The organism is Streptomyces bluensis, from assembly GCF_014650715.1.
Classification (GTDB): Bacteria; Actinomycetota; Actinomycetes; order Streptomycetales; family Streptomycetaceae; genus Streptomyces; species Streptomyces bluensis.
The window spans coordinates 19,522-38,844 of sequence record NZ_BMVM01000022.1; the positions used below are offsets into that span (position 1 = coordinate 19,522).

The window sequence follows — 19,323 nt, forward strand, 5'->3', positions numbered from 1 at the left end:
GACACTCAGCACACGGTAGTGGCTGCGTTCAGCGGTGCTTCCACGGGTTGGACGTATCGAGGTCGGTGTCGATAGTGAACACCAGCCCCTTGTGGTCGGATGCGCCGTCGGGGCTGCCGAGGAGCCGGTAGCCGGAGACTGCAGGAGCGACAGGCGTGGACACCCATGCCTGGTCGATGCGGTCGTCTGCTCCGGTCGGTTCCAGAAGGGCCGGATCCTGCTCCTTCTGGAACAAGTACCAGACGACATCGACGTATCCGTGGTCCTCGAGCTTTTCCGTCACTTGCCGGTCCGGCCGCCGGTCCGTACTTCCGGGCGCGGGTCGACAGGTGCGTGCGCCGATGTTGTAGGGCCGCATGGTGCTGTAGTCGGGCAGAGGGCTCTGCGGAGAGGCCGGGGCGTAGTTCACGTCTCCGGCCAGGACCACGTAGGGGCCGTACTGTAGCCGCGGGAGGCAGTTGTGCCGGCCTCGATCGTCGCCTTCTCCGCCGCGAACGGAGTGAAGCGCACAGGTACGAACGACAATGAGGCGGGCAGGCCGACGTCGAAGGCTGTTACCGCGAACCCGTGCAACGTCTCGCTGGAGAAATCCGGGTTGTGACGCTTCCACCGGCTCAGAACCTCCCGCCGGTACAACAGCGCGGTGCCCAGTCCGCTCGACGACGGGGCCAGCGGCGCCACGTCCAGGTCGAGGTCCTCACATGCACGGGCGAGTTGCTTGTACGCGTATCGGTGCCAGTCCATCACCTCGCACAGCATGACGAAGTCGACACGGTCGGCGGCAGAGTTGATCCGTTCGGCGAGCAGAGGCCACCGATCGTCAGGCCGTCCGTCACCGTCCTCGGTGCCGCCCGTGCCGAGGTTCTGCACCACTCCGGTCAGCAGCACACCTGCTCCTTATGCTCTCTTGGCCACTGCGAGGCCGCCCACCGTCATGCAGCGATGATCCTCCCGCGCCCATGGGGTGCCGCGCAGTAGTTGCCGGAATTCGGCCGGGCAGCGTGCCTGAACCGGCACCTTCAGCCGACCCGGTACGGCCGCGAACACTCCGTCCTCCGGGGAGCGGGCGCCAGGGATTCCACGTCCACGACACCTGGCCGCAGGCTTCGAGAAGTGCAGCCCAGAACTCACCGCGCCTCTACGAGTGCCGAGTTGGATTCCCGTCCGAGTCGAGCTCCGTGCGCCACCAGAGCCAGCCGAACATCAACTCGCGGCCATCGGCGCCCTGGGGCGGCGAAGGCGAACGTCGCGGCGCCGGCCTTCGCCAGTGTCCCGGCCAGCTTCTGCGCTGGGCCGAGTGTGATCAGATCGCGGCGGATGTCCTTCCGGGCGAGCTGGCGGATAACCCGGACGGCAATCCGGAGGAAGGCGGCGATGCCCAGGGCGGCGACGCCGCCGACGAGCGTCCAGGCTGTGCTCACTACGCGTGGCCGGCCACCGATCCACTCGTCGTCTCCTACCGGGAGTGGTTCAGCCGCTTCGACGCCTGGCTCGACGCCCGCATCCAGCAGGGCAGGCAGATCCCGCCACACATCTACGAGCGGGCCGTGCGCGGCCTCCACCCCGGCTTCATCGCGGGCGCCGTGCCCGACCCTGGGCTGCTCGACCGCCTGCTGCCCACCGTCGGCGCATCCGGCGCATCGCTGCGGGAGGTGGCCCATGCGGTCGGATGACAGCGCAGCGGCCTACGACGGCTTCGCGGACACCTTCGCCGCCGAGGCGGCCGTCAGCCCCTACAACGCCCACTACGACCGGCCCGCCATCCTCCCTCTCCTCGGCGACGTCCGCGGCCGACGCGTCCTGGACGCCGGCTGCGGGCCCGGCCTGTACCTGGCCGAACTGGTCGCACGCGGCGCGAAGGTGACCGGGTTCGACCAGAGCGCGGACATGGTCCGCCACGCCCGTTCCCGTCTCGGCCTCGGCATCGACGTGCGCCAGCACGACCTTGACGACCCGCTCGACTGGCTCGAGGACGAGGCCGTGGACCTCGTCCTCGCCGCCCTGGGCATCCACTACGTCCGGCGACCGCGTCGCCGCGCTGCGCGAGCTCCACCGGGTCCTGCGTCCCGACGGCCGTCTCGTCCTGTCCACCAGCCATCCGACCGCCGACTGGCTCGCCGACGGCGGCAGCTACTTCGACGCCCGTGCCCCAGCCCCTCGAACGCTGGGTCGCAGAGATCACCGAGGCTGGCTTCGTCATCGAATGCCTGGTGGAACACCGCCCCGCCCCCGCGATGGCCCAACACCACCCCCGCGAATACGCCAAACTGTCCCGCGAGCCCGGATTCATCGCCCTGCGGATCGCGAAGAACACCACGCCCATTCGCCCCCGCCCTGACGGGACGATGCCATGAACGGGAACATCATGCTGACCTGCGAGAACACACGATGAGCACACCAATCCTGGTCGTCGTGAGCGGCGGCCCCGGAACAGGGAAGACCACGCTTGCGCACAAGCTCGCCCGCGCCCTCGGATGCCCCGCGATCATCCGCGACGAGATCAAGCAGGGCATGGTCCTGTCCCACCCGGGCTACCAGAGCGGCGGCGACGACCCCCTCAACTACCCCACTCTCGACGCCTTCTTCGGCGTGCTCAAGGTGCTCCTGAAGGCTGGCGTCACGCTCGTCGCCGAAGCCGCCTTTCAGGATCGGCTGTGGCGCCCGAACCTTGAGCCGCTCACCAGCCTCGCGCAGATCCGCGTAATCCGCTGCACCACTAAGGCCGACGTCGCTCACATCCGCATCGTCCAGCGCGTCAAGGAAGACGCGCACCGGGCCGCCCACGGCGATCAGGACCTGCTTCAAGCGATCTCTGCCGGAGAGCACTCCCTTGATTCCTGGGTTCCGATCTCCTTGGACGTCCCCACCCTGACCGTGGACACCTCGGATGGCTACCAGCCGGGCCTCGCGGCCATCGCCGACTTCATCAGGGCGTCCGCACACGACGAGTCATTGCCCGAGCCGGCGGCAGGCAGCTGAACGCGCTGTTGCACTGCGTGCCGGGCCCCGGAGAGGTGGGCTATGCAGGCGAGTGTTCCTCCTTGACCACGGTGTACAGATGCTCGCCGTGGGCCCAGCGCTTGAGCTCCGGGCGGCCCACGAGGACGATTCCGTGGCGCCGGGCGAAGTCCGTCGCGGGCCGGGTGAAGCCGTTCAGGGCGACGATGACGGCCACCTGCGCGTGATGTTCGGGCACCGCAGTGCCGTTGAACCTCTGCACGGCTTCGGACCCGACAGTGCCGCTGTACTGCTTGCACTGCAAAACGATCTTGTCACCGTCGTCGTCCCAGGCCACGACGTCCGCCCCCAGGTCTCCAGAGCCGCCGATCCGGCGGGCACGCTGGAACCCGTCCCGGGCTAGTAGGTCGGCGCACGCCTGCTCGAAACCGTCCGCGCTCATCGCGGCGAGCTGCTTCATCCGGAAGGTCAGGATCTTGGGCGCCGCGGTGCCGGGCTCGCTGTCACTGCTCGCGACCGGGCTGTGGTCGCTGTCGTCGGGCGCGTCGCCGTAGGCGACGTAGCCGCCCCGGTCGGAGAAAACCACGAAGCACAACAGCACGAGCGTGCCCAGGATGATCAGCGCGAACCACCAGGGATGCCCCATGAGCCATTCCCACACGTCCTCGCTGAACCAGCCCCCGACGTCGTCGCGTACCCACGGCCATGCGTCCTGCGTCAGCCATTTCCAGACGACCTTGGCGATGGCCAGGCCGAGGATCAACCAGAGGATGACCTTCAGTACCGGGTCCAGTGACCCGTCCTCGTCGAACACCGTTCCCCCTTCTCTGCCCTCTCTGTGGCCCGCGCTACGCGGCTCGTCGCACCGCGGTCCTGCGTGCCCTGCGGGCGGGCAGTCGCAGCAGTGTGTGCAGCGGGACTCCGTCTTCAGCCCACTGCCGCAGCCGTTCGCGATCGACCCAGTGGACCTGGTGCCGCTCGCCCCATGCCTTGGCATCACGGGTGAAGCCGCCGTTGGTGACCACGACCGCGACATCGGCTTTGTGTACGGGTCCGGCGGTCCCCTTGACCTGGTACATCACCTTCGAGTCGACCTTCCCGCCGACGGTGGTGTGCTTGGCCTGCAGCACGATCCGCCCACGCTGGGCATGCCGGCCGATGACATCGGCCGCCTGATCGCCGGCCTGCCCGACCCGCTGAGCCGACCAGCCGTCACGGACGAGGAGATCCCGCAGCGCGAACTCGAACTCCGCATCACCGAGCGAGTCGATCCGGTCAAGCGGGAGCCGCAGCACCGCGACCAACTCGGCCTGAGCCCGCCGCAGCTGAACCCGCCGCACTTGCCACCAGGCGGCAGCCAGCAGGACCGCCACCGCCACGGCGACCGCGAGTGGCCACCCGCGCACGATCGCGCGCCACAGCACCGTGGCCGCCTGGACCAGCATGGTGACCACGGCCAGGGCGACGAGTACCGCCGCCACTCGTTCGCGGCGACCGCGCGGCGCGCGCAGCCGCATCCGGATGCCGCCCATCACCGGTTCGGCGATGAGGACACCGACGGAGTGGAGGCCGGCTTGTTCGTCTCGGCTCCGCTGTCGCTGCTGCCGAAACCGAAGATCTGTCCCCACAACCAGACGAAGGCGACGATTCCCGCGATGGTCCAGCCGCCCAGCTTCTTTCCGCGTGGCCGAGGATTCCTGCGGATGTGGCGACGAACCTCGTGAAATCCCTCCGGCGGCATGCCCTTTCCCCCTCCTGTGACCTGGCGACTTGATGATGCTGTCCCTGTGGATATGGGTGTATCAGCGGGCACTGACAAAAACTGATGGATCATCACGAGGGTCGGCCTGCATCGATCACAAACCAGCCATGGCCGACCGAACCGTCCTCGTCGACCGATGAGGCGAGCGAGCATCGCGCCTCTGAACTGGAGTTTCTCCATGTGCGCGCACCACCGCATCTCGCCGATTCGCCGCCGGCTGCCGACAGTTCACCTGCATCGACGCTGCGAAGGCGCCCCTGGAAGGCAGCGGCGAGTTGACGCGAAAGCGGAGGTGCCGAACAGCACCCGGAGCCACATTTGGCCACCACTTTTCGGCCCATCCGGAAGGGCACTGAGCACACCAGAAGTGCCGCTGTTCCGATCACTGTACGTCAGCTTGATCGCGCTGGTGGGCCCAGGAAGCGCGCGCTTGCAAGCTGTCCGTCGCCCCCGAGGACGCGGTCTTCCTCGGCGACATGGAGTCCGACATCCGGGCCGGCATGGCTACCCGAGTCACCGCGCTCGGCGCCGGATGGGGCTTCTCCAGCCCCGAACGGCTCAGCCAGGCCGGGGCCTACCAGATCCTCGCCGATCCGGCCGAGATCCTGCCCGCCGTACTCGATCCGGCACGGACCGGTCACGTGAAGCGATCTTGATGCGCGACCCGCTACAGTCGGTGGTGCAGCAGACCCAGAACTCGATGTCCTAGTGGACTGCTGCACCACCTGTGTAGCGACGGATCGGGAGTCAAGGTGTACCCCCTGGGGGCGCGAGCTATCTGCGTCGAGCTGGAGAACTGAGAACCCTCTCAGTCCCTGTTCTCGGCCCGGCTCGGCGTGTGATCCCCCCTTCACCTTCCGTGACTCTTCCGTGAGGCCATGCCGCCATGCGCTCGACGCAGATCCGTAGCCTGTTCACCGACTTCTTCACCTCCCGCGGCCACCAGCCGGTGCCGTCCAGCCCGCTGGTCCCCGACGACCCGACGCTGCTGCTGGCGAACGCCGGGATGAACCAGTTCAAGCTCTACTTCCTGGGCGAGACCACCCCGCCCTTCCCGCGCGCGACCAGCATCCAGAAGTGCGCCCGCACCTCCGACATCGACAACGTCGGCCGCACCAACCGGCACGCGACGTTCTTCGAGATGATGGGCAACTTCTCCTTCGGCGACTATTTCAAGGAAGACGCCATCGCCTTCGCCTGGGAACTGCTGACCCAGGGCTACCAACTGGAGAAGGACAAGCTCTGGATCACCGTCTTCGAGGACGACGACGAGGCCGAGCACATCTGGCGCCGCATCGGCGTCCCCGCGAGCCGCATCCAGCGGCTCGGCATGGAGGACAACTACTGGTCCATGGGCGTCCCCGGGCCCTGCGGGCCCTGCTCGGAGGTCAACTACGACCGCGGCCCCGCCTTCGGCAAGGAGGGCGGACCCGCCATCGACGGCGAACGCTACGTCGAGATCTGGAACCTGGTCTTCATGCAGTTCCAGCGCGGCGAGGGCGACAAGAAGGGCAACTTCCCCATCCTCGGCGAACTCGCGCGCAAGGGCGTCGACACCGGCCTGGGCCTGGACCGGCTCGCCGCGATCCTCCAGGACGCGCAGAACGTGTGCACCACCGACCTGCTGCTGCCCACCTTCCACACTGTCCAGGACCTCGCCGGCCGTGAGGCCCCCAACGAGGGCGAGGAGAAGGTGTCCTTCCAGGTCGTCACCGAGCACGCCCGCTCCATCGCCTTCCTCATCGCCGACGGCGTCCTCCCGGCCAAGGATGGCCGCGGCTACATCCTGCGGCGGCTCATGCGCCGCGCGATCCGCCACGCCCGGCTGCTCGGCATCGACGGGCCCGTCCTCCCCGCCGTCACCGCCAGCGTGATCGGCAACCTCGGCACCGTCTGGCCCGAGTTGTCCGCGCAGGCCACGTTGATCGAGCAGGTCGTCACCGCGGAGGAGGAGTCCTTCTCTCGCACCCTGGCCCAGGGCACCCGGCTGCTGGATGCCGCGATCAGCCGCACCCAGGGCAGCGGCTCGGCCGCGCTGCCCGGTGAGACGGCCTTCGAACTCGCCGATACCTACGGCTTTCCACTCGAGCTGACCGTGGAGGCCGCCCGGGATGCCGGGCTGACGGTCGATGAGGACCGGTTCGCCGTGCTGCTGGACGAGCAGAAGAAGCGCGCCAAGGCCGGCGGCAAGGCCAAGACCGCCGAGGCGCTGCGCAAGATGGACACCTACCGCGAGCTGGCGGCCGCTCTGCCACGCACCGAGTTCCTCGGCTACGAGCACCTCACCGCCGAGACCACCATCAAGGGCCTCATCTCCAACGGCGCGGTCGTGTCCACCGTGACGGCAGGCTCCGACGTCGAAGTCGTCCTGGACCGCTCGCCGTTCTACGCCGAAGCCGGAGGGCAGATCGGCGACACCGGCACCCTGCGCACTCCAAGCGGCGCCCTCGTTCGTGTCACTGACACCCGGTACGGGCTGGAGGGCTTCCGCATCCACACCGCCCGCGTCCTCGAAGGCGAACTGCACCCCGGCGACAGCGGCGAAGCCGCCGTGGACGCCGAACGCCGCGCCGGCCTGATGCGCTCGCACTCCGCCACCCACATCCTGCACGCCGTCGTCATGGCCACCCTCGGCGACCACGCCCGCCAGCAGGGCTCCCTCGTCGAACCCGACCGGCTCCGCTTCGACTTCGCCCACTTCACCGCCCTTACCCCCGACCAGCTCCACCAGATCGAGCAGGCCGTCAACGGCCACGTCCTGGACGACCCCGCTGTCCGCGCCTGGCACGCCGACCGCGCCGAGGCCGAAGCCGCTGGCGCCATCGCCCTGTTCGGCGAGAAGTACGGCGACACCGTCCGCATCGTCGACATCGGCGACTTCTCCCGCGAACTGTGCGGCGGCACCCACGTTGCCCACGGCTCCCAGGTCGGCGCTTTCCGCCTGCTGACCGAGTCCTCCATCGGCTCCAACCTCCGCCGCGTCGAAGCCCTCACCGGCCACGGCACCCTCACCCATATCGACACCGAGCGGCGCCTGCTGAACGAGGTCGCCGTCCTCCTCGGCACGCGCCCCGGCGACACCCCCGAGGTCCTGCGCAAGCGGTTGGAGGCACTGGCCACCGCTCAGGACCAACTCGCCCGGCTGCGCGCGGCTGAGCTCAGGCAGCAAGCCGAACTCCTTGCCGGACAGGCCCAGCCCGCCGGGGAGGGCCTGCTACTGGCCCGGCGCATCACCGGGATCGCCCCGGATGAACTGCGTGGATTCGCAGCCGACGTCGTGACCCGGATCCCGCACGACCGCGCGATCGTCGTCTTCGGCGCCGAGCAGGACGGGAAGGCTCTGCTGGTCGCTGCGGTCTCCGGCCGCCTCAACCAGGACGGAGTCGAGGCGAGCCGGATCCTCACTAAGGCCGCCCGCGTGGTCGGCGGAGGTTCCGGCGGCCGCGGCCCGGTCGCCAACGCTGGCGGCCGGCAACCCGAGCACCTCGACCAGGCGCTGGAATCTGCCGGGCGGGAAGCAGCCCAGATCCTTGAACGAAGCTGAGCACGGCTGCCCCGGGACGGACGTCTTCCGTCCCGGGCACCGCTCACCGCGTCAGCTGCACGATCCGTAGGGCGCAATGTGCGTCGCGACGTTCGGCAGTGAGCGTACCCGCGCGTTCGAGGCGACCGCTTCCCGTAGCTGCTCGATCTCGGCGTGCTGGGCAGCCAGCCGGGAGACCGCCAGGGCTTTGAACTCGGTCAGCTCGGCCAGTTGCTCATCGCGGGCAGTGATCCGCCTCTTCAGCTCGGCGACCTGTTTCTTGAGCCGGTCGATCTGGGCGTCTCGCGGGTCGACGATCTCTCCGGCGGCCCGGAGGTCCTGCAATCGGCGTTCGAACTCTTCGGCGAGGTGCTGGTAGGGCCCCGGCCTCGGGGTGCCGTCACGGTTCTTCTTCGGGTAGAAGCCGGTACGGGTGACACCGGCCGCGGCGGCGAGGGTCTTCAGGTCGGCTCTGTTGCCGGGCGGCAGGTCGCCAGCCAGGATGCGATCCATGGCGGCCGTGATCGCGGCCTCGTTAAGGGCCTTGTCCGTTTCGGTGAGGCGGGCCACGGTCAGTTCCTCCCTGCGAGGACGGGGGTGGCGGCATCGATCTCGGCAACGACTGCACCAGGTGGCGGCCAGCGCGGCCCTCGACCTGGGTGAGCACCGCCGGGCGCTGGAGCACTTCCAGGCCGCAGGTGACGCCGCCGATCCGTACGACACGGAGAAGGAGCCGCGCGGGACCGCGATCTACCTGACCCGCCAGCGGAGACCCACCCAGCGCTGGGGGAGATCGACGCTGCGGTGGACCTGGCCCGTCAGGCGGTGGACCGCATGGGCGGCACCGCCTCGGCCCTCGGCAGTAGCACCATCACCGCTCTGCGCGGCAAACTCGCCGCACAACCGTGCCATCCCCGACGTGAGGGACTTCCTCGCCGCCACCGCATGGAACACCGGCGTCCCGCCTCCCGAGGGCTGGGGGCGGGACGCCGTACGGGCGGCAGGGCCGGTTACTCGGAGGCGCGCTCGCGGACGGTCACGGTCGCGGTGTGCGCGGGGAAGCCCTCGTGGCCAGCGAGCTCGGTCACCACTGGGGCCAGCCGGCGGAACTCGGCCTCGTCCAGCTGCGCGAGGGCGGCCCGCACCAGGTATGTCGAGGCGGTCACGCCGCTGGAGACCTGAGCGAACCCGGTGGTCGGCAGCGTCGCGGGGGTGCCGATGGCGAAGTTGGAGGCCGCGAACGTCGTCCACTGGCCCAGCAGCACCGTGCCGGAGTACTTCGCCAGCGGCAGCCACGCCTTCGGCTCTGCGACGGCCAGCTGCAGGTGCTCGGGGGCGTAGGCGTTGGCGACCTCCATTGCCTCCTCGCGGCTTGCGGCGAGTACCAGGCCGCCGTTGGCCGCGATCGACGTCGTCGCGTAGGTGCGGCGCGGCTCGGGCAGCTCGGCCAGCTGCTCGGCGACGTGCGCGCGGACGCCTTCCAGTAGCGTGCGGGAGGTGGAGACCAGCACGGCGGAGGAGTCCGGGCCGTGCTCGGCCTCGTTGATCAGGTCGGCGGCCAGCAGCCGCAGGTCGGCGCTGTCGTCGGCCACGATCAGCGCGTCGGTGGGGCCGAAGCCGACCTCCACCACGCAGCCCAGCCGCTGCACCTCCAGCTGCGCGCACGCCACCGCGGGCGAGCCCGGGCCGACGATCTTCCGCACCTTCGGGACCGTCTCGGTGCCGCAGGCCAGCGCGGCGATTCCGGCCGGGCCGTTGCTGCGGTACACCTCGCTCAGGCCGAGCTCCTGCGCGGCGACCAGGGTCGCCGGATCCACCTGGCCACTTCCGCCGGGCACCGGCGGCACCATGACCACGATCCGTTCGACCCCGGCGACCACGGCCGGGGTGGCGATCTGGATCAGTACGGACGGGAAGGAGCCCTTGCCGGAGGGGACGAACAGCCCGACCGAGGGAATCGCCGTGGCCTGCTCGCCGACCAGCAGCCCCGGCCGCGGCTCCGCCGTCCACGACGCACGCTCGACGATCAGCTCGTTGAACGCCCGCACCTGCGCGATCGAGGTGCGGATCGCCTCGATGAGCGGCTTGCTGACCGCCGCGCGGGCCTGGGCGAACTCCTCCTCGCTCACCAGCAGGCGCTGTGCCGGCAGGGTCATCTTGTCGAACCGGCCGAGCGCGTCGACCAGCGCGGCGTCTCCGCGCTTGCGGACGTCCTCCACGATGGTCGCGATCGAGGCCCGCAGGCCCTCGTCCACGCCGTCGTGATCGCTTCCCCGGGCCAGAATCCGATGGTGCTCCTCGGCCGTCGCCGTGCCCCAGTCGACCAGCCGCAGATCGGCCACGTTCACAGTCCCAGTCATCCGTCCGCTTCTCATCGCCCGCTCGTGTACGGGTCAGGCCCGGCTCGAGTCCGTCTCTCCGAGGGAGACCTTCTTCGAGGCAGGGCCTCTCGCCTCCAGGGTAGCGACCAGGCTCTCCCGCCACGCGGGGGTCGCGCTTGCATTCACCCGCAGCCGGATTCGCCGCCGTCGACCGGGATCACCACGCCGGTCACGTACGCACCCGCCCGGGAGGCCAGGAACAGCGCCGCACCCGCCACGTCCTCCGCCCGCCCGAGCCGGGCCAACGGAATCGCCGCCACGAGCAGCTCGCGCTGGTCGGGGTCGGCCAGCAGCTCGGCGGTCATCGCGGTGGCGAACAGCCCCGGCGCCACCGCGTTCACCGTCACCCGCTCCCCGGCCAGCCGCCGGGCCAGGTGCCGGGTGAGCTGGTGCACCGCCGCCTTGCTCGCCCGTAGGCATAGTTCTCCACCGGCGAGACCACTGGCCCGCCGTCGATCGACCCGATCGTGATCACGCGTGCCGGTTCGCCCGGGCGAGCGGCCACTGCTGCCCGCAGCCCCGGAAGCAGCCCCACGGTCAGGCGGAACACTGCCTTGACGTTGATCGCCCATACCGCATCGAACACCTCATCGGGATGGTCCGTAAGCGGCCCCACCCAGGTGGTGCCCGCGTTGTTCACCAGCACATCCACCACCGGCGCCACCGCCAGCACCTGCTCGGCCACCCGGTCCACGCCCTGCGCCGTGGACAGATCGCCGATCACCACCTCACAGCGCCCCGACGCCCGCAGCTCCGCAGGGGCCTCCTCGCGTGCCTCAGCCCGCCGCGACACCAGCACCACCGGGGCGCCGCCGGCCGCGAAGCCGCTCGTGACCATCCGTCCGATCCCCGTGGCGCCCCCGGTGACCACGACGGTCTTGCCCTCCACTGCGAACAGCCCATCCGGGCCGACCGGCCCGCTCCGCGTACGTGTCTCCTCCATACGGCCCAGCCCACCCCACCAGCACCCCCAGCGACAGGGGAGAAGTGTGTGCCCGCCGTGTGCCGCACCGGCATCTCGCCGCCTGCCACCGCCAGACTCACCGCTTCCCGGGCACACGCACTCCAGCAGCCGGTCGTCCAGTAGCAACTGTGTTCCGTCCTGCCACCGTCACCGGGCGGCCGATCGCCACACGGCCGCGGACACGGCCCAGGACCCTCGTCGAGCGGGCGGTGGCGGACCATACAGACTGGCTGACCTCCTGGCCGGGGCACCGGCCGCGCCCACGGTGGTGCGGGCGTGAGGTCGCACAGGAACGCCGGTCGGGCTCGGCGCCTCTGCGTCGGCGCTGGGCCTGTTCGTGCTGATGCCTGGCCTGATTGGCGGCCTGCTGGCCGAGCGCGGCCACCACCTGTCACTGACACGCCCCGCCTCACCAGGAAGATTGATCACCATGGCGAGCGACGACGAGGCGCCGCTCGCGCACTCCGGCCCAGATCGAAAGAAGCACCACGTGAGTGACCCCGCGCAGCAGTGGGACGACATACTCGCCGACCTCCTCGTGGAATGCGGCCACTGCCACGCCCCTATGTCCCCGCTCCCGCCGACCGCCGCCGAGCCGCGCTATTCGTGCCTGCAGGAGATGTACCCGGCGTGCACCGAGGCGGCGATGCCAGCCCTCGAACTTGAGGACTACGTGGCCTACCAGGTGCTGGGAGAGATGGCCAAGCCCGCGGTCGCGGAGGCTCTGACTCAGGTTCTCCTCCAGTTCCTCGACACAGACCTGGCCTCCGGGCAGGGGGAACGAGCCGCTGTCAGAGCCCTCGCCGATGTGCCGGCCGAAGAGGCCGAGGCTATCCGCCGCAACCTCACCCGCTACATGGACGAGGACACCTTCAGCCCGCGCTGGCTGGCCGACTGGTGGAACCGACGCGCCGCCCGCGTTCCCCACCGCAAGCGCCAGCTGTGCCGGGCGTTCCTGACCAAGGTCGAACTGCGTGCCGGTCCCGCGCCCGCACCCGGAGCCCTGTACGACGACCGGATCGTCCTGCACTGGAAGGTCTGGGAGAACCCGCCAGACAGCATCAGTCTCCGAGAAGCGCCGTGATTCCCTCATTGCATCGCACCGGTATCGCGCACAAAGTGGGTGCCTCAGGGCAAGATCGTCGGCGTGGGAACCCTACCGGCCCCCGGCGGTGACTGCTTCGCAGTGATCGCAGCCCCAGGGATCTTCGCCGTGGCCGCCGAAGTAGTCGCTCTCGCCGAACTCGCGGGTACGGCACGGGCGTTCGCATATGGGATCCGGCACGGCCGCTTGAGCCGACCTGGCGGATCGGCAGCATGAACACCACGGATGTCAGTCGATGAGGGTGGCGCGTCCTTCGGTGGCCAGCACCGGATTGCGCAGTGCGGCGCCGGTGCCTGCGGGCCAACGGCGTGCCCGTACTGCAGTTCGCGAGCAAGCTCGTTCATCACCTCGGGCAAGAACAAGGGCCACCACCCCTCGGTCGCCACCATCTACCGCATCCTTGCCGAAGCCGACGCGGCGGACGGCATCGAGAAGCCCGTACGTAAGCCGCCCCGGTGGCACGGGGGAACACCACCGGGACGGTTCCGCTCAGCGTAGGGCCACGTGGCCCGCGCAGGGTACCTACTCGGACTTCTTGACCATGGTCTTGCCGCAGCAGCACGTCGGGCTCTGCTGGCCACACGTCCTGGGCATGCTGGAACACGAACGGCTTCATGACCATGCACCGTAGCCTCTCGACCCTGAACGCGCGTCGGCTGTAGGCGAGTTGGGTACGGTCCGACCGGCAGTCCGGGTCGTTCGGCGGCGGAGGCGAATCATGAAGAGTGCGCACATGGGGCTCGCGGCGTTCGAGACCAGAGTGAGCGAGGCTGCCCGGACGCTGCTGCACAACCAGGGGTACGACGGCGGGTGGGGCCTCACCCTGACCTCAGTCTCGTCGATCGTCAACACCAGCGAGGTCCTGCCGATTCTGCGGGCCGCCGGCATCGCCGGACAGCCGGTTCGCCAAGGGCTCGACTTCCTCACCGGCGCCATCCCGGAGCACTCGCGGCCCCGGCCCAAAGGCGGTCGTGGTGAGCACACCCGGTTCATCGCCTTCGGCCTGGCCGGACTGCTGTCCCACCCTCGTTTCTTCCACCACAACGGCGTTGCGGAGACCGCGGCCTGGTGCGTCGGTTGGTTGGAGGACCACCAGGTCGACCACGGCTGGCCCGAAGTCCTCGGACTCGACGACACCTCGCTGCACCAGACCGCCTTGGTGGTGCACCGGCTCGCCGAGCTCAGAGATGCCCTCCATGACTTCGGCCCCGGACTCCTCTTACCCGGCGGGGTGGAGACCACCAGCCTGCTGGAGCGCGTCGAACCGCTGATCGACCACGGAGTGCACGGCCTGCTCTACCACCGGCGCCCCAGCGGGGCATGGGGGTGGCGTACCTACATCGACACCGACCCGAGCCCGAGCAAGACCGCGCTGTGCCTGCTCGCGCTGTCGGCCGTCTGTGCCGGAACCGGGCCCGGCGGCGAGCCCGCCTACCGGGACGTTCCGCAGGAGGTGGGCGGGGTGCACGGCCCGGTGCAGTGGAAGCGGCTGTCCGAGGCGGTCGTCGAGGCCGGCCAGTGGTTGCTGCACAACCACCACCGGTGGGAGGAGTTCGTCGAGGACGACAAGGACGTGCAAGGCACGGCCTGGGAGCACATGGCGTACGCGCTGTGCACCGAGGCTGCCATCCGGGCCGGCGCGAGCCCGCGCGATCCCCGCCTCGCCAAGGCGTGGAAGTTGATGAACGCCCTGTGGGACCCGGAGGCCGGGCTGTGGAACGAGCCGGGTGCCTCGGGCAAGCGCGCCACCATCAGGGCCGCGTACTACACGGTGTCGGCCTACGAGGAAGCGATGCAGCGTCTGGCCCGGATGAACCTTGCCGACACCACCTCCGAGGGCGCGAGCGAGGCGTCGGCCGAGATGGTCATCGTCCATGTCGCCCTCGGTCCGGACCGGACCGTCCTCCTCGGGGCACGCGACAGCGAAGGAAGCGTGGCGTGTGAGCTGTCGGAGCGCCTGTTCGACGTGGTGAAGGTCGTGTACGACGCCCCCGAGGCCGGAATGTCGACTGAGCGGATCGCGGCGAAGCTCTACGTCGCCCCGTCCTCGGTGCCCAAGTACGTTCAGCGTCTCAACCAGGCTGTCTCTGCGGCCTTTGGCGGCGCCCCGGCGCGGCTACTGCTGGCCAGCACGGTGGACGGGGCCAGCGGGTATCGCCTCGCAGGGCGGTAGGCCGCCGCCTACGACGTGGCGCGCTCCCCAGCCACCGGGTAGTTCAGCAGGGCGAACCGCGCCAGGGAACGGACCTGGTCGAAGGTCTTGAGGGTGTCCAGGTCCTCCAGGCCGAACCAGGCGGCCCCGTGCACTTCTTCGAGCTGCGCCTCCACGGCCTGTTCCCGGGTGCCCGGCTGCCGCTGGACGTAGAAGAACTGGACCAGCGCCGGCGTCGGAAAGCCTTCGCGTTCGATGTCCACATAGAACGGCACGGGTTCAGGAGTGGCGTTGTGGTCGGCCGGGTGGATGGCCGGCTGGCTGGAGATCGCCTCCACCAGCAGCCCCGTCTCCTCCTTGAACTCGCGCACCGCCGTGCCCGCGAAGGACTCCCCGGGCTCGATATGACCGCCCGGCGGAACCCATTTGTCGAAGCGGTTGTGGTGTACAAGCAGCACTTTGCCGCGCTCGACGAGGTAGCCGGAGCAGCAGTACACCAGACCGATATCGCGGGCGGTCTGGCCGTCGTGGATCAGAATCGAGCGAGGCACCCCGCCACGATATCCCACAGGGAAGCACTCGAACTCCCGTGCAGGTGTAGCTACTTCAGCGCAGTGTCATTGCCGCGCCGATGACATGTCATCGGCAATGACAGCGCGATGTCATCGCGTACACGTCATCGCGGGTCGGATCGTGGTCGCATCCCGCTCCGCGGCACCCGCCGCAGGCCGGCGTTGCCCTCTGTCCGTTGAGGAGAGGACCCTGATGCGCTCTCGCCCCTTCCCGTGGCGTGCCCGTTACCAGCAGCGGTTCGCGGCCCCGCAGACCGTGGTGGTCCAGCCCACGACCTGGTGTAATCTGGACTGCCGGTACTGCTACCTGCCGTTTCGCAAGCTCAAGCACCAGATGCCCCTGGAGGTGGCCGAGGCCCTGGCGCAGGCGGTGGCCCAGTTCGACGACAGCGGCCATCCGATCGGCATCGTCTGGCACGGCGGGGAGCCGCTCGCCGTGGGCCAGCAGAAGTTCGCCGCCCTGCTCGCGCCGTTTGAGGCCCTGCGGCGGGCGGGCCGAGTCCACCACTATGTGCAGACCAACGCGACGCTGATCACCGAGACGTGGTGCGACCTGCTGGCCGCGTACGACGTCCGCGTCGGGGTGAGCATCGACGGCCCGGCCGCCTTGAACGCCGAGCGCGTCGACCTGCGAGGCAAGCCCACCTTCGACCGGATCCTGCGCGGCATCTCGCAGCTGCGCGAGAACGGCATCCCGTTCTCCGTCATCTCGGTGGTCGGCACCCTGGGCATCGCGATGCCGGAGGAGCTGCTGGAGTTCTTGACCTCTCTGGGCGGCCATTCGGTGGGCTTCAACATCGAGGAGATCGAAGGGGTCAACACCGACCGGCAGCCGCCCACCGCGGTCCAGGCCGAGGAGTTCTGGCGCCGCACCCTCACCTGGGCCCGCGAGCATCCTGGCGCCCCGGCGGTCCGGGAAGTCGAACGGCTCGCCGAGTACCTCCAGCTGATCCGTTCCGGCCAGAGAGCTGAGTGGGACGGGCGCCGTCTCGACCCGATCCCCACCGTCTCCTGGAAGGGTGACGTGGTCCTGCTCTCCCCGGAACTCGCGGACACAGCGGCGCCCGAGTACGGCGACTTCGTGGCTGGCAACATCCTCGACCGCCCCCTGCCCGAGATCCTCCGTGATGCTCACCGGCTGCGCTACGTACGCGACTTTCTCACCGGCCTGGACCGCTGCCAGGCCGAATGCGAGTTCTTCGACTTCTGCCGCGGCGCACAGGCCGCCAACCGCTACTTCGAGAACGGCGACCTCACGACCACCGAGACCAACTACTGCCGGGTCTCCCGGCAGGCCCTGGTCAGGGCCCTGTCCACGCTCGCAACCAAGGAGGCTGTTGCATGAAGATCCTGGACCGACTCGCCACATCCGGCACCCCCGTCGTGATGGAGTTGATAGCCACGCACGACGCCCCGCCCCCGGTGATCGTTGAAGGAGCGTGGGACAACCGGCCCACGTGGGACAACTGGGCGAAGAACCCGGCTCCCTTCGACAACCGCCCGACCTGGGACAACTGGAACAAGAAGCAGTAAGCCGCGCCGCTGCTGGCACGCCCCTGGGCGTGCCAGCAGCGCCGGCGACCGAGCCACCGCGCTGAAAGGCTGTTGATGGACACCCGCACGATCCGCCGTACGAGCGTCACCCTCCCCGCCCTGAACGAGCCGGGCCTCTACCTCTCCAACGTCACCTCGCTGGAGGGCGGCCGTGGCCGGGTGGCGGAGTTCCACTACGCCGACGCCGACCTGCGGGACCTCGACCTGGCCGACACCCACCTGATGGACGGGCGGATCACCGGCCTCAAGGCCCAGCGCACCCGCCTGGAGAAGCTCCGCGTCGACTCCGTGGAGTTCACCGGCTGCGACCTGGCCTCCCTGCAGTGGACCGACAGCAAGATCTCCCGAACCGTCTTCCGCGACTGCAAGCTCATGGGCGCCTCACTCGAAGACGTCACGCTCGACAACGTCATGTTCGAGAACTGCAAGATCGACTACAGCACCCTCACCCGCGTCCGGGCCACCGGCCCCGTGATCTTCGCCAAGTGCTCGCTGCGCGAGACCACCTTCGCCGCCGCTGACCTCGGCGCCGCCCTGATCGACGACTGTGATCTACGGCTGACCGAGTTCGACGGCGGGAAGTACCGCGGCCTGGACCTCCGGGGCAACGACCTCTCCCAGCTTCGCGGCCTCGCCTCGCTCAAGCAGGTCGTCATCGACCGCGCCCAGACGCTCCAGCTGGCGGAGGCCCTCGCCGCCGAGCTGGACGTCACCTTCGGTGAAGACCTCGACGACAAGTAGCCCCGCACCTGCCCCAGGGAGGCACGGCCATGGGCCCGCGACTCGTATTCGACACGTTCGACGACATACGCGGCCGGTGCGACACCACACCGGTCCGGCAGACCGGCAGCGAGCCCGGCTACGACCTCGGCGCTGTCGTCCCCAGCGACGACTGGGCACCCCTCACCGCCGACGAGGCCGAGCGGCACCAGGCCGACGACTCGGCGCCGGACAGCATCCGCATCGAGCTCGTACGCCGACCGCTGCCGCCGCTCGACCCGGACGACCTGTCCGGCCGACTCGAAACCGCCGCCCGCCTCGACCCCCTCAACGGCCGCTGGCCCACCACCCTCCTGGGGTGCGCGTCCAGCCCCGGCAACTGGACCACCACCACAGAGGACTCCGCCACCGGCCGACGCATCGGTCTGCACGTCGACAACTTCGACCGGCTGCCGTACCCCAGACGCCACCTGGGCCGCCGCCGTCTCTGCCTCAACCTCGGCCCCGGCCCGCGTTACCTCCTCATCGCCGACCACGACATCCAGCAGATCTGCCGTAGCCTCCACACCGACCTGGACCGCCACCACCCCCACACCGAGGACATCCGCCGGTACGTCGCCGCAGGACACCAGCTGCGCTGCCTGCGCATCCGCCTCGAACCGGGCGACGGCTACATAGCTCCGACCGAGTTCCTTGCTCACGACGGCTCGACCGCCGGAATCGACCAGCCCTCCGTCGCCGCCTTCTGGCTCGGCCAGCCACCGAACGCGTCATGACCGATCAGCCGCGAAACCGAGTTCAAGGACCGGGAGACCCGAGCATGGACGCGAGGGCGCCGCACCCCGCGCTCGACCCTGCCATCGCCTGGCCCACGCTCGGCATGTGGGTCCGATGGGACCGCGAGCGTCTCGACCTCGTGTCGCTGGCGCCCGCACGTGGCGCCAAAGCAGAGCAAGTCCTGCTGCCGTGCTCCCCGGAACTCCTGATACAGCTCGGGAAAATCTCGCTCGACGGCAGCCGTGCCGGCCTGTACGCCGTGCGCCTGACGGAGGACGGTGCGGACCACCGTCTGGTGCTCTGCCAGCGAGGTTGGGAAAGTTCGGTCCGGATCAGCGGAGCCGTGTCCTCGATAGCGGAGCCGTTGTACGGGAAGACACGGGCGGCCATGCTCGCGGCCGGCCGGGAGCAGAGAGCCGCAGGGAACCAAGACGAGGCAGCGCAGTGGAGCGCGATGGCCCGTCAACTGCTGATGGCCAAGCGGGCGAGTCGGCGCGGACGCAGTGTCCGAACCGTCTCGGGCGGACTGCCGACACTCGGCAAGCACGGATGACTGGAAGGACGAACTATGGCAAAACTCCGGGCGTTGCCTTCCGAGGCCAGCTGAGGAGGGGGACCAGGCGCACGTGCCCGGTCTCCGGGTGCAGGCGGACATCACGGTCATTGGCGCGGGAAGCGCGGCCGGTTTCGGTCCGGGGACCTTAACGTGGGCGACGACCAGCGACAGTAGGCATCGGGAGGTCTCGGCGACGATGGCTTGGACGCGGACATCGACCGAACTCGTCCATCAGGGCCCCTTCGTATCCCTGCGCCGGGACTCCGTACTCCGACCCGACGGGAGCGCCGGCACCTACG

At 69.5% G+C, this 19,323-nt stretch carries 18 protein-coding genes and 4 pseudogenes; 14 read left to right on the forward strand and 8 right to left on the reverse strand.

Annotated elements, in window-relative coordinates; translation table 11 throughout:
* Nucleotides 1–28: 28 nt before the first annotated feature.
* Both IE262_RS34460 and IE262_RS34465 read right to left on the reverse strand, forming a co-directional pair.
* The gene (locus IE262_RS34460) at nucleotides 29–409 is read right to left on the reverse strand and encodes a hypothetical protein (RefSeq protein WP_189879291.1); all 381 of its coding nucleotides are present in this window, start codon (nucleotides 407–409) and stop codon (nucleotides 29–31) included.
* Nucleotides 406–888, reverse strand: a complete 483-nt coding sequence (locus IE262_RS34465; RefSeq protein ID WP_189879293.1) for a hypothetical protein — start codon at nucleotides 886–888, stop codon at nucleotides 406–408. The genes IE262_RS34460 and IE262_RS34465 overlap by 4 nt, the downstream gene beginning before the upstream one ends.
* A gap of 290 nt (nucleotides 889–1,178) precedes the next feature.
* Between IE262_RS34465 and IE262_RS34470 the strand changes: the two genes are divergently transcribed.
* From IE262_RS34470 to IE262_RS34480, 4 genes and pseudogenes are all read left to right on the forward strand, one after another.
* On the forward strand, nucleotides 1,179–1,673 hold the full coding sequence (locus IE262_RS34470) for a hypothetical protein (RefSeq protein ID WP_189879295.1): 495 nt from the start codon (nucleotides 1,179–1,181) through the stop codon (nucleotides 1,671–1,673).
* Nucleotides 1,660–1,983: pseudogene (locus IE262_RS39930) on the forward strand (class I SAM-dependent DNA methyltransferase); the annotation flags it as partial. The gene IE262_RS34470 and the pseudogene IE262_RS39930, both read left to right, overlap by 14 nt.
* Nucleotides 1,984–2,144: 161 nt before the next feature.
* The gene (locus IE262_RS39935) at nucleotides 2,145–2,354 is read left to right on the forward strand and encodes a hypothetical protein (RefSeq protein ID WP_229877812.1); all 210 of its coding nucleotides are present in this window, start codon (nucleotides 2,145–2,147) and stop codon (nucleotides 2,352–2,354) included.
* A gap of 40 nt (nucleotides 2,355–2,394) precedes the next feature.
* Nucleotides 2,395–2,979, forward strand: a pseudogene (locus tag IE262_RS34480) (P-loop nucleotide/nucleoside kinase family protein); the annotation flags it as partial.
* Between the two features lie 40 nt (nucleotides 2,980–3,019).
* Here IE262_RS34480 and IE262_RS34485 read toward each other — a convergent pair.
* Both IE262_RS34485 and IE262_RS34490 read right to left on the reverse strand, forming a co-directional pair.
* Nucleotides 3,020–3,772, reverse strand: a complete 753-nt coding sequence (locus tag IE262_RS34485; protein ID WP_189879299.1) for a restriction endonuclease — start codon at nucleotides 3,770–3,772, stop codon at nucleotides 3,020–3,022.
* Between the two features lie 34 nt (nucleotides 3,773–3,806).
* Nucleotides 3,807–4,490, reverse strand: a complete 684-nt coding sequence (locus tag IE262_RS34490) for a restriction endonuclease (protein ID WP_189879420.1) — start codon at nucleotides 4,488–4,490, stop codon at nucleotides 3,807–3,809.
* A 730-nt stretch (nucleotides 4,491–5,220) separates the two neighbouring features.
* Between IE262_RS34490 and IE262_RS34495 the strand changes: the two genes are divergently transcribed.
* Nucleotides 5,221–5,376, forward strand: a complete 156-nt coding sequence (locus tag IE262_RS34495; RefSeq protein WP_189879301.1) for a hypothetical protein — start codon at nucleotides 5,221–5,223, stop codon at nucleotides 5,374–5,376.
* Between the two features lie 230 nt (nucleotides 5,377–5,606).
* A complete protein-coding gene (gene alaS / locus IE262_RS34500) occupies nucleotides 5,607–8,264 on the forward strand; it encodes an alanine--tRNA ligase (protein ID WP_189879303.1) in 2,658 nt (885 codons plus the stop codon).
* 51 nt (nucleotides 8,265–8,315) lie between these two features.
* Here the strand turns inward: alaS and IE262_RS34505 are convergent, their stop codons facing one another.
* From IE262_RS34505 to IE262_RS40645, 3 genes and pseudogenes are all read right to left on the reverse strand, one after another.
* Nucleotides 8,316–8,813, reverse strand: coding sequence for a hypothetical protein (locus IE262_RS34505; protein WP_189879304.1), 498 nt, complete (start codon nucleotides 8,811–8,813; stop codon nucleotides 8,316–8,318).
* Between the two features lie 440 nt (nucleotides 8,814–9,253).
* On the reverse strand, nucleotides 9,254–10,603 hold the full coding sequence (gene hisD, locus IE262_RS34510) for a histidinol dehydrogenase (RefSeq protein ID WP_189879306.1): 1,350 nt from the start codon (nucleotides 10,601–10,603) through the stop codon (nucleotides 9,254–9,256).
* Nucleotides 10,604–10,746: 143 nt separating this feature from the next.
* Nucleotides 10,747–11,567, reverse strand: a pseudogene (locus tag IE262_RS40645) (SDR family oxidoreductase).
* 364 nt (nucleotides 11,568–11,931) lie between these two features.
* On the opposite strand from IE262_RS40645, the gene IE262_RS34520 reads away from it, so the two are divergent.
* Both IE262_RS34520 and IE262_RS34525 read left to right on the forward strand, forming a co-directional pair.
* Entirely contained in the window at nucleotides 11,932–12,672 is a 741-nt protein-coding gene (locus IE262_RS34520; RefSeq protein WP_189879308.1) for a hypothetical protein, read from the forward strand.
* Between the two features lie 739 nt (nucleotides 12,673–13,411).
* Complete coding sequence (locus IE262_RS34525) at nucleotides 13,412–14,866, forward strand: hypothetical protein (protein ID WP_189879309.1); 1,455 nt, start codon at nucleotides 13,412–13,414, stop codon at nucleotides 14,864–14,866.
* Between the two features lie 8 nt (nucleotides 14,867–14,874).
* Here IE262_RS34525 and IE262_RS34530 read toward each other — a convergent pair whose 3' ends face one another.
* The gene (locus IE262_RS34530) at nucleotides 14,875–15,396 is read right to left on the reverse strand and encodes an NUDIX hydrolase (protein WP_030213704.1); all 522 of its coding nucleotides are present in this window, start codon (nucleotides 15,394–15,396) and stop codon (nucleotides 14,875–14,877) included.
* A 214-nt stretch (nucleotides 15,397–15,610) separates the two neighbouring features.
* Here IE262_RS34530 and amcB point away from each other — a divergent pair, with 214 nt between their 5' ends.
* The 6 genes and pseudogenes from amcB to IE262_RS40765 all read left to right on the forward strand — a co-directional run.
* Nucleotides 15,611–16,762: a cyclophane-forming radical SAM peptide maturase AmcB gene (amcB, locus tag IE262_RS34535; RefSeq protein WP_189879312.1), complete on the forward strand. Its 1,152-nt coding sequence runs from the start codon at nucleotides 15,611–15,613 to the stop codon at nucleotides 16,760–16,762.
* Complete coding sequence (amcA, locus tag IE262_RS34540; protein WP_189879442.1) at nucleotides 16,759–16,950, forward strand: multiple cyclophane-containing RiPP AmcA; 192 nt, start codon at nucleotides 16,759–16,761, stop codon at nucleotides 16,948–16,950. The genes amcB and amcA overlap by 4 nt, the downstream gene beginning before the upstream one ends.
* Nucleotides 16,951–17,025: 75 nt before the next feature.
* A complete protein-coding gene (locus IE262_RS34545) occupies nucleotides 17,026–17,712 on the forward strand; it encodes a pentapeptide repeat-containing protein (RefSeq protein WP_189879314.1) in 687 nt (228 codons plus the stop codon).
* Nucleotides 17,713–17,741: 29 nt separating this feature from the next.
* Nucleotides 17,742–18,467, forward strand: coding sequence for a hypothetical protein (locus IE262_RS34550; protein WP_189879315.1), 726 nt, complete (start codon nucleotides 17,742–17,744; stop codon nucleotides 18,465–18,467).
* Between the two features lie 44 nt (nucleotides 18,468–18,511).
* On the forward strand, nucleotides 18,512–19,021 hold the full coding sequence (locus tag IE262_RS34555; RefSeq protein WP_189879317.1) for a hypothetical protein: 510 nt from the start codon (nucleotides 18,512–18,514) through the stop codon (nucleotides 19,019–19,021).
* A 199-nt stretch (nucleotides 19,022–19,220) separates the two neighbouring features.
* Nucleotides 19,221–19,319 (forward strand): annotated as a pseudogene (locus IE262_RS40765) (hypothetical protein); the annotation flags it as partial.
* Nucleotides 19,320–19,323: the final 4 nt, after the last annotated feature.

What these genes read in the sequence shown, in the direction of transcription:
- alaS (WP_189879303.1), top strand. Translation starts at nt 5,607, where the DNA reads ATGCGCTCGACGCAGATCCGTAGCCTGTTCACCGACTTCTTCACCTCC.
- IE262_RS34520 (WP_189879308.1), top strand. Translation starts at nt 11,932, where the DNA reads ATGCCTGGCCTGATTGGCGGCCTGCTGGCCGAGCGCGGCCACCACCTG.
- amcB (WP_189879312.1), top strand. Translation starts at nt 15,611, where the DNA reads ATGCGCTCTCGCCCCTTCCCGTGGCGTGCCCGTTACCAGCAGCGGTTC.
- IE262_RS34545 (WP_189879314.1), top strand. Translation starts at nt 17,026, where the DNA reads ATGGACACCCGCACGATCCGCCGTACGAGCGTCACCCTCCCCGCCCTG.
- IE262_RS34495 (WP_189879301.1), top strand. Translation starts at nt 5,221, where the DNA reads ATGGCTACCCGAGTCACCGCGCTCGGCGCCGGATGGGGCTTCTCCAGC.
- hisD (WP_189879306.1), bottom strand. Translation starts at nt 10,603, where the DNA reads ATGACTGGGACTGTGAACGTGGCCGATCTGCGGCTGGTCGACTGGGGC.
- IE262_RS34555 (WP_189879317.1), top strand. Translation starts at nt 18,512, where the DNA reads ATGGACGCGAGGGCGCCGCACCCCGCGCTCGACCCTGCCATCGCCTGG.
- IE262_RS34550 (WP_189879315.1), top strand. Translation starts at nt 17,742, where the DNA reads ATGGGCCCGCGACTCGTATTCGACACGTTCGACGACATACGCGGCCGG.
- IE262_RS34490 (WP_189879420.1), bottom strand. Translation starts at nt 4,490, where the DNA reads ATGGGCGGCATCCGGATGCGGCTGCGCGCGCCGCGCGGTCGCCGCGAA.
- amcA (WP_189879442.1), top strand. Translation starts at nt 16,759, where the DNA reads ATGAAGATCCTGGACCGACTCGCCACATCCGGCACCCCCGTCGTGATG.
- IE262_RS34525 (WP_189879309.1), top strand. Translation starts at nt 13,412, where the DNA reads ATGAAGAGTGCGCACATGGGGCTCGCGGCGTTCGAGACCAGAGTGAGC.